Origin of the sequence: Halobacillus sp. KGW1 (assembly GCF_001592845.1) — a bacterium.
In the GTDB taxonomy this organism is placed as follows: domain Bacteria; phylum Bacillota; class Bacilli; order Bacillales; family Halobacillaceae; genus Halobacillus.
This window is the reverse complement of sequence record NZ_LSOC01000002.1, coordinates 238,431-255,583: the sequence shown is the minus strand read 5'-3', so window position 1 is coordinate 255,583 and position 17,153 is coordinate 238,431. Positions and strand designations below refer to the sequence as shown.

Annotated in this window: 22 protein-coding genes; 6 read left to right on the top strand and 16 right to left on the bottom strand. The window is 48.0% G+C overall.

Annotated features, from left to right (window positions below; genetic code table 11):
• Positions 1-7 precede the first annotated feature (7 nt).
• From AXG56_RS01910 to ilvE, 5 genes are all read right to left on the bottom strand, one after another.
• Positions 8-1,555: a 2-isopropylmalate synthase gene (locus tag AXG56_RS01910; RefSeq protein WP_008636497.1), complete on the bottom strand. Its 1,548-nt coding sequence runs from the start codon at positions 1,553-1,555 to the stop codon at positions 8-10.
• Positions 1,542-2,573, bottom strand: a complete 1,032-nt coding sequence (gene ilvC, locus AXG56_RS01905) for a ketol-acid reductoisomerase (protein ID WP_008636499.1) — start codon at positions 2,571-2,573, stop codon at positions 1,542-1,544. Before ilvC ends, AXG56_RS01910 begins: the two co-directional genes overlap by 14 nt.
• A 25-nt stretch (positions 2,574-2,598) precedes the next feature.
• Positions 2,599-3,120, bottom strand: coding sequence for an acetolactate synthase small subunit (gene ilvN, locus AXG56_RS01900; protein ID WP_008636501.1), 522 nt, complete (start codon positions 3,118-3,120; stop codon positions 2,599-2,601).
• Positions 3,117-4,832, bottom strand: coding sequence for a biosynthetic-type acetolactate synthase large subunit (ilvB, locus tag AXG56_RS01895; protein ID WP_008636503.1), 1,716 nt, complete (start codon positions 4,830-4,832; stop codon positions 3,117-3,119). Before ilvB ends, ilvN begins: the two co-directional genes overlap by 4 nt.
• 403 nt (positions 4,833-5,235) lie before the next feature.
• Complete coding sequence (ilvE, locus tag AXG56_RS01885) at positions 5,236-6,138, bottom strand: branched-chain-amino-acid transaminase (RefSeq protein ID WP_008636505.1); 903 nt, start codon at positions 6,136-6,138, stop codon at positions 5,236-5,238.
• Between the two features lie 511 nt (positions 6,139-6,649).
• Here ilvE and AXG56_RS01880 point away from each other — a divergent pair.
• Positions 6,650-6,772, top strand: coding sequence for a YjcZ family sporulation protein (locus AXG56_RS01880; protein ID WP_008636509.1), 123 nt, complete (start codon positions 6,650-6,652; stop codon positions 6,770-6,772).
• 121 nt (positions 6,773-6,893) lie between these two features.
• Here AXG56_RS01880 and AXG56_RS01875 read toward each other — a convergent pair whose 3' ends face one another.
• From AXG56_RS01875 to AXG56_RS01865, 3 genes are all read right to left on the bottom strand, one after another.
• A complete protein-coding gene (locus AXG56_RS01875; RefSeq protein ID WP_062512974.1) occupies positions 6,894-7,430 on the bottom strand; it encodes a hypothetical protein in 537 nt (178 codons plus the stop codon).
• A 53-nt stretch (positions 7,431-7,483) separates the two neighbouring features.
• Positions 7,484-7,849, bottom strand: coding sequence for a response regulator transcription factor (locus AXG56_RS01870; RefSeq protein ID WP_051348956.1), 366 nt, complete (start codon positions 7,847-7,849; stop codon positions 7,484-7,486).
• A gap of 359 nt (positions 7,850-8,208) precedes the next feature.
• Entirely contained in the window at positions 8,209-8,391 is a 183-nt protein-coding gene (locus AXG56_RS01865) for a hypothetical protein (protein ID WP_062512972.1), read from the bottom strand.
• A 184-nt stretch (positions 8,392-8,575) separates the two neighbouring features.
• Here AXG56_RS01865 and AXG56_RS01860 point away from each other — a divergent pair, with 184 nt between their 5' ends.
• A complete protein-coding gene (locus AXG56_RS01860) occupies positions 8,576-8,899 on the top strand; it encodes a nucleoside triphosphate pyrophosphohydrolase (protein ID WP_035388459.1) in 324 nt (107 codons plus the stop codon).
• Between the two features lies 1 nt (position 8,900).
• Here the strand turns inward: AXG56_RS01860 and AXG56_RS01855 are convergent, their stop codons facing one another.
• Positions 8,901-9,380 (bottom strand): site-2 protease family protein, encoded by a 480-nt coding sequence (locus AXG56_RS01855; RefSeq protein WP_008636517.1) that lies wholly within the window; start codon positions 9,378-9,380, stop codon positions 8,901-8,903.
• A gap of 222 nt (positions 9,381-9,602) precedes the next feature.
• On the opposite strand from AXG56_RS01855, the gene rlmN reads away from it, so the two are divergent.
• Entirely contained in the window at positions 9,603-10,688 is a 1,086-nt protein-coding gene (rlmN, locus tag AXG56_RS01850; protein WP_062512970.1) for a 23S rRNA (adenine(2503)-C(2))-methyltransferase RlmN, read from the top strand.
• Between the two features lie 28 nt (positions 10,689-10,716).
• On the opposite strand, the gene AXG56_RS01845 is transcribed toward rlmN, so the two are convergent.
• Positions 10,717-12,237 carry a PH domain-containing protein gene (locus AXG56_RS01845; protein ID WP_062512968.1) on the bottom strand — a complete coding sequence of 507 codons (1,521 nt, stop codon included), beginning with the start codon at positions 12,235-12,237 and terminating at the stop codon, positions 10,717-10,719.
• Positions 12,227-12,709, bottom strand: coding sequence for a PH domain-containing protein (locus tag AXG56_RS01840; protein WP_153017399.1), 483 nt, complete (start codon positions 12,707-12,709; stop codon positions 12,227-12,229). Before AXG56_RS01840 ends, AXG56_RS01845 begins: the two co-directional genes overlap by 11 nt.
• Before the next feature lie 167 nt (positions 12,710-12,876).
• Here AXG56_RS01840 and AXG56_RS01835 point away from each other — a divergent pair, with 167 nt between their 5' ends.
• The 3 genes from AXG56_RS01835 to AXG56_RS01825 all read left to right on the top strand — a co-directional run bounded on the left by AXG56_RS01835 (position 12,877) and on the right by AXG56_RS01825 (position 15,194).
• Entirely contained in the window at positions 12,877-13,443 is a 567-nt protein-coding gene (locus tag AXG56_RS01835; protein WP_062512964.1) for a DUF2975 domain-containing protein, read from the top strand.
• An 11-nt stretch (positions 13,444-13,454) separates the two neighbouring features.
• Positions 13,455-13,658, top strand: coding sequence for a helix-turn-helix transcriptional regulator (locus AXG56_RS01830; protein ID WP_008636523.1), 204 nt, complete (start codon positions 13,455-13,457; stop codon positions 13,656-13,658).
• A gap of 117 nt (positions 13,659-13,775) precedes the next feature.
• On the top strand, positions 13,776-15,194 hold the full coding sequence (locus tag AXG56_RS01825; protein ID WP_081594808.1) for a cell wall-binding repeat-containing protein: 1,419 nt from the start codon (positions 13,776-13,778) through the stop codon (positions 15,192-15,194).
• Positions 15,195-15,246: 52 nt separating this feature from the next.
• On the opposite strand, the gene AXG56_RS01820 is transcribed toward AXG56_RS01825, so the two are convergent.
• From AXG56_RS01820 to AXG56_RS19355, 5 genes are all read right to left on the bottom strand, one after another.
• The gene (locus AXG56_RS01820; protein ID WP_008636543.1) at positions 15,247-15,468 is read right to left on the bottom strand and encodes a hypothetical protein; all 222 of its coding nucleotides are present in this window, start codon (positions 15,466-15,468) and stop codon (positions 15,247-15,249) included.
• Positions 15,469-15,487: 19 nt separating this feature from the next.
• Positions 15,488-15,829: a hypothetical protein gene (locus AXG56_RS01815; RefSeq protein ID WP_062512962.1), complete on the bottom strand. Its 342-nt coding sequence runs from the start codon at positions 15,827-15,829 to the stop codon at positions 15,488-15,490.
• 26 nt (positions 15,830-15,855) lie between these two features.
• Positions 15,856-16,200, bottom strand: coding sequence for a VOC family protein (locus AXG56_RS01810; RefSeq protein WP_062512960.1), 345 nt, complete (start codon positions 16,198-16,200; stop codon positions 15,856-15,858).
• Positions 16,201-16,245: 45 nt separating this feature from the next.
• Positions 16,246-16,815, bottom strand: a complete 570-nt coding sequence (locus tag AXG56_RS01805; protein WP_062512958.1) for a histidine phosphatase family protein — start codon at positions 16,813-16,815, stop codon at positions 16,246-16,248.
• Between the two features lie 115 nt (positions 16,816-16,930).
• A complete protein-coding gene (locus AXG56_RS19355) occupies positions 16,931-17,104 on the bottom strand; it encodes a hypothetical protein (RefSeq protein ID WP_161484891.1) in 174 nt (57 codons plus the stop codon).
• Positions 17,105-17,153: the final 49 nt, after the last annotated feature.

Here is a 17,153-nt window from a genome sequence, read left to right as displayed (position 1 = left end):
CCTTTGTTCATACTTGGATTTGTTCATAATCAGCAGAACGTTTCCGCTGGTAAAGTGTTCGGTTCACTGCGTTCAAGAAAGCATGAGCAGATGCTTCCAGCACATCCTGCGCCGAGCCGCGTCCGGATGCCGTCACCCCGTCGACGGATACTTGGACGTGGACCTCTGCAAGAGCATCCCGACCTCTTCCGACAGAGCTGAGCTGGTAGTCCTCGAGATGTACGTCCGCTTCGATCAGATCGTCGAGCGTATTATAAATCGCTTCGACACTTCCTTCTCCCGTGTTTGCCTTCTCCACTTCCTTACCTTCCGGCGTCGTCAGGAGAACCGTAGCAGTCGGACGATTGATGCTGCCGTATTGGACTTGGAATGCCTTCAGTTCGTATTTCGGCTGGTCCGCATGCTCTGTCTGCGTATCGATCAGAATCGCAAACAAATCCGCATCCGTGACCTCTTTCTTCTTGCCTGTCAACGTCTTGAACGATTCGAACGCTTCCTGTAGCTTCGTTTCATTCAACTCAAAGCCGAGCTCTTCTGCCTTTTGTTTAAAAGCGTGGCGGCCGGAGTGTTTACCAAGCACCATGTTTGTTGCTTCCACACCGACCATTTCCGGTGTAATAATTTCATAAGTGGAGGACTCCTTCAGCATACCGTCCTGGTGGATGCCGGACTCATGCGCGAAGGCGTTACGTCCGACAACCGCCTTGTTCCCGGGAACCATCATCCCTGTCAAACGGCTGACAAGTTCACTCGTACGCTTGATCTCCTTCAATACAAGACCTGTCTCCAAATCAAAACGATCTTTCCTGATCTGAAGAGCGACGGCGATTTCTTCCAGAGCGGCGTTGCCGGCCCGTTCCCCGATTCCGTTGATCGTCCCTTCAATTTGGCGGGCTCCGTTTTCGATGGCTGCCAGGGAATTACTGACGGCCATACCAAGGTCGTCATGGTTGTGCGTGGACAAGACTGCTTGACTTATATTCGGAACGTTTTCCTGTACGTAGCGGAACAGGCTGCCGATTTCATCCGGGGTCGTATAACCGACCGTATCCGGAAGGTTGATGACGCTCGCCCCGGCATCGATCACTTTCTCGATGATATGGACGAGGAAATCACGATCGGACCGTAAAGCATCCTCTGCGGAGAACTGGACATGCGGAAATCTCTCCTTCGCATAAGCGACCATTTCCACCGCTTTCTCGACGACTTCATCCGGCGTCTTTTTCAACTTGTGTGTCATATGAATCGGGGATGTCGCGATGAAAACGTGAAGACGGGGCTCCGCGCCTCCTTTTAAGGCTTCCCACGCGATATCAATATCCTTTTTATTCGCTCTTGCAAGTCCGGTGACCGAACAACCGCGGATCGTATCAGCAATCTCTTTGACTGAATCAAAGTCCGCCTGGGAGGAAGCAGGGAAACCTGCTTCCATGATATCCACACCCAGACGTTCCAACTGCTTGGCGATTTCCAGCTTCTCCAAACGGTTCAAGTTGACACCCGGGGACTGTTCTCCATCCCTAAGCGTCGTATCGAAAACCTTAACGCGAGCCATGTGCGACCACATCCTTTTCTTTAGATTGTGACTTCTTAACGAAAGGCATTAACGCACGGAGCTCTCTACCCACCTTCTCGATTTGATGATTGTTTTCACGGTTTTCGATAGCTGTGAATTCCGGACGGTTGACCTGATTCTCTAGGATCCAGCCTTTTGCAAATTTACCAGTCTGGATATCCGTCAATACTTCTTTCATGCGAGCTTTCGTCGTTTCATCAACAACGCGTGGTCCGGAAACGAAATCGCCCCACTGAGCTGTATCGGAGATGGAATAGCGCATGCCTTCCAGTCCGCCTTCGTACATAAGATCAACGATAAGCTTCAGCTCATGCAGACACTCGAAGTAGGCAACTTCCGGCTGGTAACCGGCTTCTGTCAACGTTTCAAATCCTGCTTTCACAAGGCTTGTAAGTCCCCCGCACAGCACAGCCTGTTCCCCGAACAAATCTGTTTCCGTTTCTTCCTGGAACGATGTTTCCAATACGCCGGCACGACCGCCGCCGATTCCTTTAGCATAGGCAAGAGCAATTTCTTTCGCTTCTCCACTCACGTCCTGCTCGACTCCGATCAAAGCAGGTACTCCGGCACCTTCTTCAAATGTACGGCGGACAAGGTGACCCGGGCCCTTAGGAGCGACTAAGAAAACGTCAACGTCGGAAGGCGGTACGATTTGGTTGAAGTGGACGTTGAAACCGTGGGCGAAAGCAAGGGCTGCTCCGGCTTTCAAATTCGGTTTGATGTGCTCTTCATACACTTTCGGCTGATATTCGTCCGGAAGCAGGATCATGACAAGGTCTGCTCCTTCCACCGCATCAGCGACAGGCTTCACATCGACTCCATCTTCCACAGCCTGATCCCAAGACTTTCCTTTACGAAGACCGACGACAACGTCAAAACCGCTGTCTTTCAAGTTACGTGCGTGGGCATGACCTTGAGATCCGTAGCCGATGACAGCTACCTTCTTATTTTTTAGTACCTCATCATTGATATCGTTGTGATAGTAAACATGTGCCATTATTCATTCATCCCTTCTCGTTTTATTATTTTAGTAGTGAATAAGATTTTATTTCCGTCACCTGCGGCTGATGGCCGCGAGTGAAAGCGGTAAGTCCAGTTCTTGCTAATTCCTTGATGCCGTATGGGCGGAGGAGGTCGATCAGTGCATCGACTTTATCCGATTTACCGGTCACCTGAACGGTGATGCTTTCTTTGCTGACATCGATGATCGAAGCCCGGAATGGTTCGATGATCCCTTGAATTTCACTGCGGATCTGCGGATTGCTGATCACCTTCACCATCGCAAGCTCGCGGGCGACGATGGCTTTGTCTGTAATGTCTGATACTTTCAGAACATCGATCTGCTTATGAAGCTGTTTGGTGAGCTGCTCCAGCTTCCGCTCATCCTCTACTTCGACGACGAAGGTCATCTTGGATACGCCTTCTGTTTCCGTCCGCCCGACGGAAATGCTTTCAATATTGAACTGCCTTTTGGCAAGCAGCCCGGTCACCCGGTTCAATACACCACTTCGGTTATGGACGGTGGCTGTGACAATCCGCTTCATCGTTTCACCCCAATCATTTCGTGTAGTCCTTTGCCTGGTGCGATCATCGGATAGACGTTCTCCTTCTGCAGAACGCGGCAGTCGATGACGGCAGGCTGGTCGTCTTTCAGTATTCTTGGAAGAACTTCCTCGAGCTGACTCTGCGTCTCAATTTTGTACCCGGGGATCTGATAACTTTCTGCAAGCTTAACGAAATCCGGCTGGGTATCGATGATAGATTCCGAGTAACGCTCTTCGTAAAATTTCTCCTGCCACTGTCTCACCATACCGAGCGCCTGGTTGTTGACGATCAGCACTTTGACAGGCAGCCTGCGCTCCTGCAGGACGGATAGTTCCTGAAGCGTCATCTGGAATCCTCCGTCACCGACAACAGCGATACAGGTTGATTCCCGATCGGCCAGCTGAGCTCCGATGGCTGCCGGGAAACCGAATCCCATTGTTCCGAGTCCTCCGGATGTTACCCAGCGATTCGGTTTATCGAACGCGTAATACTGCGCCGCCCACATTTGGTGTTGGCCGACATCCGTCGTCACCACCGCATTTCCTTCCGTGTATTCGTAGACTTTCTGAAGCAGCCATTGGGGAACGATATCTTCTTCCGGAAGGTCGTGCCATAACGGAAAGTCCGTTTTATTTCGAGTGATACCGTCCATCCAGCCTTCATGATGAAGGCCTTCCACCGGTTTATCATTCAGAGATTCAAGCGCTGCCTTGGCGTCCGATACGATCGGAATGTGCGTCGGGATGTTCTTTCCGATTTCCGCCGGATCGATATCGATATGGGCGACGGTCGCATGCGGGGCAAAGTGCTTGAGATTACCGGTTAAACGGTCATCGAAGCGGGAACCTATATTAATAAGAAGGTCGCATTCGTACAAAGCCATGTTCGCTGCATACGTTCCATGCATGCCCGCCATCCCCATCGACAGATCATCACTGCCGGGGTAACTTCCGAGCCCGAGGAGCGTTGTCGTCACAGGAAGCTGATAATTTCTGACGAATTTGATCAATTCCTCCGATGCCTGTGCATGAATGACTCCGGAACCTGCAAGCACGACCGGCTTCTCTGCCTTAACCAGCGCCTCGTGCAGCTTGTTGATCTGCAGCGGGTTCGGTTTGACCGTCGGCTGGTATCCCGGAAGATGGAAATCATTATCGATCTTCTTATGGTGAACCGTCGAGCTGATGTCCTTCGGGATATCGACAACAACAGGGCCCGGACGGCCGGTCGTCGCGATATGGAATGCTTCTTTCACCACTCGCGGAAGCTCTTCAATTTCCTGAATTTGATAATTGTGCTTCGTAATAGGCGTTGTGATCCCCATGATGTCCGATTCCTGGAAGGCATCGGTACCGATGACCCCTTTCGCTACCTGCCCTGTGAAAATGACGAGAGGAATGGAATCCATCATGGCATCGGCTATTCCCGTCACGAGGTTCGTCGCTCCCGGTCCGGACGTGCCGATGACGACTCCCGCCCGTCCAGAAACACGTGCATACCCTTCCGCTGCGTGGATTGCGCCCTGCTCGTGCCTGGGGAGCACGTGATCGAAGCTCCCCTCGGCGCGGTAGATGGCATCGTAAATCGGTAAGACAGCTCCACCTGGATATCCGAATAATGTATCAACGCCTTCCTCCACCAAAGCTTCGACGAGCAAATCAGCACCTGTTTTCGTCATGGTCTGCTCCTCCACGCTTGCTTGTGCCTTCATTTACATCCCTCCTGCATTTATGCTTAAAAGCTTATGCTTCTTCCAATTTATTTCGATAGTCGAATAAAAAAGAGACCTTCTCCCTCCTCAGATTCCGACACCACGGCAAGTGATATCAGAAAGTGAGGGGTGAAAAGGTCTCTATGTTTTCCACGGTACCACCCTCATTTATGAAGCCCGAAAGCTCCACCTCATGGAATCCGGGTATGGATTCCTTTTGATAACAGGTGCGGTGAAACACCTGGTCCTGCCTACTGAGATTCTGTTCAGCATGGACACTCAAGGACGATGTCAGAATAAGTTGTATTTCCGGGCTTCCAGCAACCCCGGCTCTCTGGGAATACAAATTCTTATTCCTTTATTCCTATCGACGTATTCGTCATCATTCAATTGTCAACGAACGTTAGCTTACGTGCGCTTTGTCACTGCTGTACACTTTGTATCCATCTGTCGTCGTTACTTTCCTGAACTCCGAAAGCAGGTGATTGGTGACTACGCCTGGAGAACCATCGCCGATTTTCCTTTGATCGACTTCCACCACGGCGATGACTTCTGCTGCAGTTCCAGTCAGGAATACTTCATCAGCCACATACACATCGTGTCTTGTGAACGGTTGCTCTTTGATCTCATAGCCCTTCTCCTCGGCAAGATCCATGATCGCGTTGCGGGTGATCCCTTCGAGCGCTCCCAAATACGTAGGAGGTGTGAGGATTTTGCCGTTTTTGACGATAAAGATATTGTCTGCGGATCCTTCGGTAACATATCCTTGATCGTTAAGCATCAGAGCTTCATCCACACCCATTTGGTTCGCTTCCATCTTAACGAGGATATTATTCAAATAGTTCAATGATTTCACTTGCGGCGGAAGGACGTCCGGTCGGTTTCTCCGACTGGCGACCGACGCGAGCCTTACCCCGCGTTCATATAGTTCTTTCGGGAACAAAGCGAGTGCTTCAGCAATGACAACCAATCGGGGATTGGAACAGCTCCGCGGGTCTAAGCCCAGGTTGCCGGATCCTCTGGAGAGGACGACACGGATGTAAGCTGTTTCCAGTTCATTGCGGCGGACCGTCTCCGCGATAATCTCCGCCAGTTCCTCCTTTTCATATGGGACATCAAGCAGGATCGATTTAGCTGAATCGTAGAGTCGATTCAGGTGGTCATCGAGTTTGAAAATGTTGCCTTCATAGACTCGAATACCTTCGAACACCCCATCTCCATATAAGAAACCGTGATCGTAGACGGAAACGACGGCCTCTTCCTTTTTCACATACTGGCCGCTCAAATAAATCCACTGGCTGCTCATTCTCAGCACTCCTTTCTTTTATAGTTTAATGTTTGAAATCGTAAAAGATTCACTTTGAAAATATGGACCCTAAAAGGTCATTCCTGTTTACCTTTATAAGGGTCCCATTCGGGTCTTTCCACATGAACCAACCGGCCGATCGAAGATAATCGATGTGGTTGATTGAGGACTACTTTAAACCGATTTCGAAAGAAGGTCAACAGGTTTTGAGTAAATTTTCTGAACAGTTCCATTATTCCGATTATGCTAAAAGCGCTTTCATTGTTGCTGTGACTGTCCTGATCGTTCCAACACAGGCTTTCTTTTTTTCTTTTTTATCTTCTTTTCCCAAGGACAGCCCAGGCTGGAGACGTAAAAAAACCAACTGGAAATACCCTTCCAAATATACAGGGCATAGAGGGGGTTGCCCCTGTTCTTCCGGCTACTTTTTCTATAAATAGTCATCCGCCCTTCCACATACGCCCTCTGCGACATATTTTGTCACATAGGAAAAGAAAAGGTGGTGAAAGTTATGGGCTGGTATGGCGGCTGTGGATACGGCGGTTACGGTTATGGCGGAGGTAGCACTTTCGTATTGATCGTTGTATTGTTCATCCTTTTGATCATTGTTGGAGCGTCTTTCTATAAGTGCTGATGCTGATGGACAGAACTACCTCTACCCGTTTTAAGTGGTTCTGTTCTAAGTAGAAGCATCTTTCCATTGCATAAAAAAATGGAGCCAGAAGTATTCACCACCTTCTGGTTCTCCATCAAAATTAAATGTATTTACGCGTTTCGATTTCTTTCCGATACATAACCGCACGCAGTCGTTCCTGGTCCTTGACCGAGATCAGCGTGAACTTGGCCCAGTAGATATTTGTCCCTGTAGTCAGGTCTTCCTGCTTCTTCATGAGTTTAGCCTTTACATCAAAAGATTCTCCATTAAGTGTAAAAACGGTTTGAATAAAAATCCCTTCCTGAATAGGAAGACTGATGGGACTTGTAAACGTTAAACTCGATGTTGTGATATTACTGACGGCCCCGCGAAAATATTTGTCGACGAGATTGTTATACTTTACATTATCAATTTGGGAAATCGTCACCTGGCAGTCTGTTTTTGTCACATCAACATTGTAGGAGTTCGGATCGACCGTGACCTTTTTCGCCTCTTTGATCTGTTTCTCCCAATTTTTCTTCTCCTTTTTCAATGAATCGATGATGCCGTCTTTCTTCTTGAACTTATGGACGAATACCATGAGGCTGATTAAGAGACCGGCATTCAACAAGACGGCGTACAGGACGACATAAATCATCCGATTACCTCCCTTAAAATAAACCAGAGCAACACCAGAGCCGTTTGGTGCGCTTAAAGACCTTCGACGTTTTTATATTTAATGATAAGGTCCACCCGGTTTTCCACACCGAGCTTATTATAGATGTTTTTGGTGTGGCTCTTTACTGTATTGGCTGATATGTATAGTGTTTTGGCGATTTCTATGTTCGTCACACCTTTGAGCAGGAGGGTGAAGATTTTGTGTTCGCTGTAGGTCAGCGTATTGGAGATGGCGCAAGGTTCCGCCGGAAGCTGGGACTGAAGATCCCGAAGCAGTATTTTCACTTTTTGCCTTTCCAGTTGGTCAAGCGTGTTGTCATTTTTCCATGCGTATTCCAAGCTGTTCGATAGCGTTCTCATTTCCTCTTCCGTCATCACGAACGACTGGATTTTCTTCATGACTACCCCCGCTTTCTTCAGTTTTCCTCTTAATTACAATGTATCATTCGGACTAATACTTTCCCACTACTCCTCAAGGGTAAAAAACCACCCCTTAGTAGTAATTTTTGGATAAAAATACAATATTAATATTATTTTTATAGTGATTTACTTAGAATCAAATAACATATCAAACGATTATAAACTACATATTTACGGGGATTATATCATTGTTTGGTTCAGGGAGATGATTATTTTTGTATATTATATTGAAATAACGATAATACTATCGATAGCGACGGAGCCACCATGTATGTCATCACTGCACACCTCCGGCGCAGACGAAAAACAGCCGTGGATCCTTTTCCACGGCTGTTTCTTTACGTTTTCCACGCTTTTTCTCTTTTATATTCCAAGTTGATGAATGTTTGTTCAAGCTCCGGGAGCGTCATTTCTTCCGTCCGTTTGCCTAAAGGGTCTTCCGTGTACCCGTAATACTTCAAGCGGTCGATCAGCACGTACCTCTTTCCACCTGTACCATGGGATAAATATGGGAGAAGCATTCGTATCAACTCCTAGAATGTATGGGATATAGAAATTAATTCTACACCTTTATCGAATATTCCTCTTATTCACGACTATTTCCTTCCATTTATTTCTTCCCGTTTCCATACATGTGCGAAAATAAGTGTTTTCTCCTCAAAGAAAAAGGATAAGGATGGATATAATGGAAAGGAGAGTGGGTCATTGGTGAAACATCAACGGTTAGTAAGAGACTACGTTCCGAATCAGCTGGAAAGCGAGGGGAAATCTTTCCGGACGAGGACATTGGAAACAGAGGAATATGAACATCTTCTAAGAAACCGCCTGAAAGAGGAAGTCGATGCTTACCATCAAACAGAAGAAAACCGCCATGCTTTGACGGCGCTGGCGGATATCCTAGAGGTTGTCCATGCGTTATCCTATACACACGGCGCCTCCATTGAAGAGCTGGAGCACATCAGACAGCATCGTCGGAAAGTGATGGGCGGATTTCTCACAAAGACGTTACTCATCGATGCCGGCGAATGAATCAATCGATCGGGTCCGCTGCTTTTCCGTAGCGGATGACATCATAAATCGCCATTCCGTCACTCGGTTTCCCGTCTCCGGTCCGATAAGGAAAGAGGGAAAAGAAAATAAAGTACACAGAGAAATAGGTGAACTGATAGAAAAATAGATCGACAGGCAGCACTCCGCTGATGATGCAGGCATTCAAAATCAGGATGATGATCAGGTTGAAGCTGCTGCCTGCCAAATAAATAGCAACGTGCGCCCATTTTTTGTTATAGCGCAGCTTCTCATATTGGCACCATCCCTCCATGAAGTACATCCTCCGCACTTCCAGCGGCCCTAAACAGAACCACTTTTTCCCGGTACCAATGCAGAAACTGATCTTTCCTCCAAACAGCCTTGCAACCAACACATGCCCTGCCTGGTGAATCAGCGTAACCAAAGGCAGTATCAAAAAGAAATTTATAATGAACATCGGAACATCATTCCATGTAAACATCGGTCTTCCTCCCTGCTAAAGCTAGATGTAACAGGAAGGTTCCCCTTTTTTCCGGGGACAAACCACATCTCGGAAAACTGAATCGATGGTCACAGCTTTTGGTAACTTCTCCAATAATCCGGCCTATTGTCGCAATAGTTCCAACACTTACTTGCGGGTTGTGCACCGGTATCAAATCGATTATGATGGGAATAGTGATTTTTTATACAGAGGAGCGTATTTATGAAACGATCCATATACGGATTGACATTTGAACAACTGACGGACTGGATTACGGAACATGGCGAGAAGAAGTTTCGCTCAAAGCAAGTATGGGACTGGCTGTACCAGAAGCGTGTGACCGAATTCTCCCAAATGAAGAACGTCAACCAATCCCTCATTGATCTGCTTGATGAACACTTTACGATTGAAACGCTGACAGAGGAAATCATGCAGGAATCGAAGGATGGAACGGTTAAGTTCTTGTTTAAACTGGCAGACGGCAATGTTATTGAGACGGTATTGATGCGATTTAATTACGGGTTATCCGTTTGTGTGACCACACAGGTCGGCTGCAACATCGGCTGTTCCTTCTGCGCGAGTGGAATTCTAAGTAAAAACCGTGACCTCTCCAGTGGAGAAATCGTGGAGCAGATCATGCAGGTCCAACAATATTTGGACAAGAAGGGCAAAGACGAGCGCGTAAGCCACATCGTCGTCATGGGAATCGGCGAACCGTTCGATAACTACGATAACTTGATCGACTTCCTAAAAGTCGTTAATGACAAGAAGGGATTATGTATCGGTGCGCGTCATATCACGGTATCGACAAGCGGCATTGCACCGAAGATCTATGATTTCGCTGATGAAGGCATCCAGATCAACCTGGCGCTTTCCATCCATGCTCCAAATAACGAGCTGCGTACGAAAATTATGAAGATCAATAAGGCTTATCCTCTGGAGAAGCTGATGCCTGCGATTGATTACTATTTGGAAAAGACGAACCGCAGAATTACCTTCGAGTACATTTTGTTGAAAGACGTCAACGATCACAAGAAAGAAGCAGAACAGTTGGCAGCACTGCTGAGGGACAAGCGTCACCTCTCCTACGTCAACCTGATTCCTTACAATCCGGTGGCCGACCATCCGTATGACCGGAGCGAGAAGGATGCCATCCTTACGTTCTACCAAACACTGATGGACCGCGGCATCAACTGTGGTGTTCGAACCGAGCACGGCACCGACATCGACGCTGCCTGCGGACAGCTGCGAAGTAAACAGATTGAAAAAGAAAAAGCACGCAAAAAGAAAAATACACAAACAAACTAAAAGCACGAGGCCCCGGCCTCGTGCTTTATTAGATTTCTTCTCCTATACCTCTTTCAAACGGGGGTTGTGTGTGCTCATAGATGACATACTGCTTTCGGCGGCTGTACCAGTGTTGAAGAGCGGCGGCATCCCTTCTCCGCAGGTCCTTCATATTCACCGTCTTCCCATGTTTCGACCGATTTCTGATCTGAATCGTTGCTGTGCCGGCGGCCCGCTGCCACGGCCAGCTTGTTGAACAGACCTCCGTAATCCTGCCGGCTTTCGTCAAATACGTCCGGTTTTGGAAAACGCCGCTCCGGATTTCGATCACATCCTCCTCCCACCCCACGTTTACAGGATAATGATGAAGGAAAGTCCAGAATAAAATTACGCAGAGACCGAACGGTCCCGCAGCGTATAAAGGTAAATCTATCGAGAAAAGCACCCAGGATAAGAAAATCAACAGTACCCCGACAATGAAACAGAAAGCCGCAGTCATCCTCATCACAGGCTTTCTCATCTTCGGTTTCACCGCATATTCGGGAAGTAGATGAAAGAGTATTCCCCTCGCCTGCCGTTCCGGTAAGTACGGAAAAAGGGAAGCACGGTCTCCCTCCTCCTCTTCCCCTGTATTTGCAAGAATGAACGTCACTTTCATTGTTCGAGTCATTCGCTTCCATAACCCCTGCCGGATAATGACAGCCTGAACGGAAGCTTTGGAAAAAGAAATCGTCTTCTCTTCTACGCTTCCTCTTGTTATGTAAAGATGCCTTTCATCTGACGCGATTCTATAATTTCCATACTTTTTATACGTGCGGAAGATTCCGAACACCGCCGACCCAATCATACAGCCGATAATGAACGCAGATACTTGAAACGGTGTAAGATCCTCATGTATCCAGTTCCATACATCCATCCAGTTCATATCAAAAAACTTCGAAAAAAGCGAAAGAAGAAAGGGGATAAAAAAAACGAAGCTTAAGGAAGTGAAAGACGCCATCATCACATCCTTCTTCCCTGCCTGGAAATGTACAACCCTGCCCGGATTTGCTGCTTTCCACTCTTCTGCGGCCGGAGGATGATCCTTGACGGCAGACGTTTTCTCCTCCTCTTTTCGCTCCACGTTCCACCCGTATTGAAACAGAGCTTCCAATCGGTCCGCTTCCTCGAGCGTCAGGGAGCGGAAAACCCATTCTGATTCCCCTTCCTGTGACGATCTTAATTGAAGCATCGTCCTCCCGAAAAGCTGATACAGAAATGGAGATTTTCTCTCCACCCCGGTGATGCTGTCGTATGGGAGCGTCTCCTTATTTCTTCTAACCAACCCCCTCTGCCACTCTATATACCCTTCTCCCAACGAAAACTTTGTCCCCCACCAGCGGAAGAAAAGATACAATGGGCTTACGGTGATTCCACCTATGTAGACATACCTCGCATACTCAAAAAACCATCCCACGCTGTCTCCCTTAATCCAAAACAGGAGGACATAGAAAAACAGACCATTTACAAGGAGTTGCAAAAAATCAAACACGAAAACCGTTGGATGCTCCCGCTGTGCTTTAATAGTCACCCGCCTCCTTCACGCTTCCGAACCGCGCCGCTTTCTCCTTCAGTTCTTCCGCATGTGCCCTGCTGAGGTAAGGAATGTCATGAACGGAAGTGAGCGTCCGTACCTTGACTGTCCACAAATCGTCCTTCTTCTGAAGCAGCCCTTGATCCATCTGAACATATACGATTTTACTCATTGGGATTTGACACAGCTTCTGCCTGAGACCGCCCTTTCGCATATGCAGAAATTCCTCATTCCAACCATATTCCCAATTTCTGTACAATAACCGGGTATGATAGATGGACACCGGCAGGGAAAGAAAGACAAAGAGGAGGATACTCCAAAGCATCCATCCGATCCAGTCCGCCCAACCGTACACATGATCCACATACAGCAGCACAGCAAGGATACCGAGCACGGCAAAGGTTGCCAGCGCTTCTGTTAGGACGGCTAATTTAACCGCTTTTTCCGAGACTCTGTTTTCTGTTTTCATCCCTTCCACTCTCCCCCTTCCTTTATTCTTCCTGATTTCAATTTAATGGAATGATTTAAATAAAGCAATATATTTTTATCGATAAACAATAAATAATTGTTGAATTAAATAAATTTTGGTATAGTTACTAGAGCTCTACTACACGTTGAAAGGGGATTTCCCAAACTATGAACCCGTTATATAAAATAGGGTCGGTAGCTGCTTTGATGCTTTTTTATTTGGTGTGTCTGCTCAGTATCTTCATGCTTGCCTCCAATATCGGCTACATATGGTACCCAAACAGCGCCTTCACCGCTTCACTCGGCGCATTCGATCCGCTTTATACTTATTTCGAACTGCACTTCGACACCACACCCGTTGTCTATACGGAACCTTCTTTCCGCTGGCTGTCTTTTGCATCAGAAGCGACGATGACGGTCTTTGCCCTTTTATTTTTATGGTTCCTTCACCAGTTGTTGAAAAACATTCATCATGCCGGATTATTCACGGAGTCAAACGTTACGGTATTGTTCCGCTTCGGCCTTACCGTTTCCATTCTTGGAACAGCATTTGGATATATGGATTCCCGGCTTTCTTCTGCAGCCATTACGGCGCTTGATGTCCGGAACGGCTCAATCGAATTCACCAGCCTCTATCACTTGGATATGCTTTTCGGGGGCATCGTGCTTTTGATCATCGCCTCCGCATTGAAGACAGCCGTCCGCGCAGTCGAAGAGAATAAGAAAACGATATAAGGCGGTTTACTATGATACGAATTCAATTGGATGTCATGATGGCAAAAAGAAAAATGTCGCTGAACGAACTCTCGAAAAAGGTCGGGATCACTCCCGCCAACCTGTCAATCTTGAAAAATGAAAAAGCGAAAGCTGTCCGCTTCACGACGCTTGACGCGCTGTGTAAGGCACTCGACTGCCAGCCCGGTGACCTGCTGGAATACGTAGAGGAATAGTTTCTCAAAAACAAAACCCTTCATTCTACAAACTTCTACAAAAATAGCGATAGCTTCATAGACATGCATCCGCTATAATCCTCTTAGTATTATAAATTTTTTCCAGTAGAGGAGAACATGAAACGAATGAAAAAGACTTTCAGCATCGCGTCATCCATTTTGATCGCAGCCACCGTCCTTGCTACCCCTGCCGCAGCATTTGAAAAAGAAACGCCGGAAATGTGGAAGGCATATCAGGAAAGTAAGGAGCACAAAGTGCAGCTCGCAGCCGAAGAAGACTGGTCCATCACCTATGAAGAAGAGCCGAATGACACATTCGAGCAGGCTCAATCCCTCGAGATCGACAGCTTCATTATCGGCACGTTGACCGATTCCGACAAAGATATGTATAAGATCGAAGTCATCGGCGACCGCCCGGTGGAGTTATCTACCGGTGTATTTTCGACCTTGGAAGATGGAACGGAAATGGAGCTGAACGGCGTCCTCTATGATGCCGATGGAAACAGAATCGAAGCGGAGTTCGAGGATATAGATGAGTATGGATTCGGCGCTTTCTACACGGTCCACCCCGGCACCTATTATATCGAGGCTTCCGACCTGGCAAATCTGGATAACGGGGAAGAATACGGCGTGACCGCTTATGTGTATGTACCGCAGGCAGAAATCGAACGTATTTCCGGAGCCGATCGTTACAAAACAGCAGCTAAGATCGCTATTCGTAAAACCGGTGGCTATCCGGCGGCAGATGTCGTCCTTGCTACAGGCACAGATTATCCTGATGCCCTCGCGGGTGCACCGCTGGCATCCTGGATGGATGCCCCGATTCTTCTGACAAAGAAAGGAAAGCTGCCACAAGTGACGGAATACGCACTGGAAACGCTGGATACGGAACGGGTGACCATACTCGGAGGTACTGGTGCTGTATCCAAAGATGTGGAGAACTATTTGAAGAAGAATCTTGGTCTGGAAGTAGAACGGGTAAGCGGAACGGACCGGTTTGAAACAGCAGCCGCCATCGCCGAGCTGCTTCCGCCTTCCGACGCTGCCATCGTTACCTACGGACGTAACTTCCCCGACGCCTTATCTGCTGCTCCGGTTGCAGCAACTTACGGCCTGCCGATCCTTTTGACAGAAAAAAATTCCCTGCCGAAAGCGACAGAAAAACAGCTGAAGCAGTATGAGCATAGTTTCGCAGTCGGCGGCAGGGGAGCCATCAGCGCAGGCGTATTTAAGAAGCTTCCGGATGCGCAACGGATTGCTGGGTCCGACCGTTATGAAACATCCGTTGCAGTTGCAGAGACGTTCGAGATGGATAACCAATTCGTCCAGATCGCAACAGGCGCAGATTTCGCAGATGCCCTCACAGGATCTGTCTATACGTTTGGCGAGCCGGTGCTGCTGACACCGAAAAAGCAGCTCGCCCCGAGCGTAAAATCCTATTTTGAAGCAAATGAGACAACTTTCTTCCGGATTTTCGGAGGAACCGGAGCAGTCAGTGAAAAAATCGAAGACGAAATCCGCTCCCTTTTCGAATAAATAAAACAAGAGATCAGCCATTCCGGCTGATCTCTTTCTATTGGTTGAAGCGTCAGGATATAGGATCGGACGCGTTTTCCTTCCCTGCTTTTATTACCTTACTGCGCTGCCACGTCCGGATCATACTCGGTACTCCTGCGGCCATACTTACAACAAAACTCCACATAGCGTACATCCAGTTCCCTGTAAGTAACGAAACAATAAGGAAGAACAACAGCTGACCGACCAATGCAAACCAGGAAGCGATCCAGGCAAAAGTCATATTTTCTTTCACAGACAGACCTTCTTTCTGCTTAAATTTTCTCCGTAGGCACTGTTAATGCGTACTGTATAAAAGTAAAAGCCTCTTCTGCGGATGAGAACCGAAAAGCATAGCCATACGTAATCGGCCCCGCCCCTCCGTTATCACGGACCGGGAACTGCTTGAAGGACGTGTTATGATTCATGCCCGCGGAAGCTCTCTCCAATTCCTTGTCCGCTTCGACAGTCAACGGATCCAGAACGACGGTTATCGTTTTGTTCGGTAATAGGTAGAGATACTTCCCACTCGGTCCATGTTCCAGTTCCGTTGATTTCTTGGTAACATTCGTCACACGGTAACCCGCGTCGATCAATCGCTTAATAATATTCCCCATCGATTCAAGCCCCCTTCCAACTACTATCATTCTATGTAATAACAAACCTGCATCCGATTGCCGTCAGGATCCCAGAAGTCGAAAAAGCGATTGTCCTTATCTGTTTGAACCGCACTTGTTTTCACTCCACGCTGCTTCAACGCGTCATGGACCTGTTCTGCATCCTCAACAAAGAAGATAGGATAACTTCCTCCACTCTCCGGAACTCCTTCCTCCAGCGTAATTGGCACCCCTCCGGCCTCCGGAGCCAAGACACGGTATCCGTTCCCTCGGAAAACTTCTTTAAGATCAAGAGATTTCTCGTACCAGCAACCTGCCCGTTCGATATCTTTCACCATCAGACATACTGTATCCAATCGTTTCAACACCATCGAGATGCCTCCTTATTCAGGACGAAGCGAGCGTTCCCTGCTCTGTTACCCGCTCTCCTCTTTCGTATAAATCGTGCAGCTCCAATGCTCCGTACTCGCCTTCCTTTTTCCGGACCAGCCGTCCCGGCGCAGTTCCCTTGCAATCAACCGGTTGAAAATACCGTGTCCTACAAGCACCGTATCTCCATGCTCTGCTGCTGCCTCACTCAGGACTTCCGCAGCTTTGTGTGCCCTCGCACGGGCGTAATCAATCGATTCGCAATTGTTCGTATATCCGAATCTCCAGAGGATTCTCAAGGCGACAAGCCACCACTTCGGAGGCTGCCGCCACGTCGGACCCTCGATTTCCGGGAGATCCACTTCATCAAAAAGCGGATCTTGAATAATCGTTCCCCGGGCCTTCAGATGCTTTGCCGATTCAATGGCACGTGCCCGGTGACTGGTGAAGAGGCATGCAGAACCGGATACTTTCCTTACGAGAAAGAAGTCATATTCCTTCTCCGCGACTACTCCAGCTGCATCATAACCTTTAACCCAATCGTTGAACTCCTCCCCGGTGATGGGTTCATTGTTTACCCATGCCGATTTCCCATGTCGAATCAAAGCTATTTCCATCTCCAACCTCCTCCCATGAGATGAGACCCTTATTCCCGGCCTTCATATCTGGAAGCTGTAACCATTATGTATGAAGAAAGAGAGCATATCATCCGAGGGATATGCTCTCTACTTCCTATTCGTCCCTTTTGAACAGTTCCTTATAACTAGTGCCGAGCGTCAAGGCTCCCAAAAGCCCGAAGGCTCCGGCAATCAGCCAAACGACACTCTCTGTCGGTGTGTCCGATTGCAGAAGACCGGCCAGTAACCCGAATAAGACGATGACAGCCAACGTTATTTTCTTTTTCAAAAAGAACCCTCCTGTAAGTTTCGCTACTACATGTACGAATTCCTTCCGG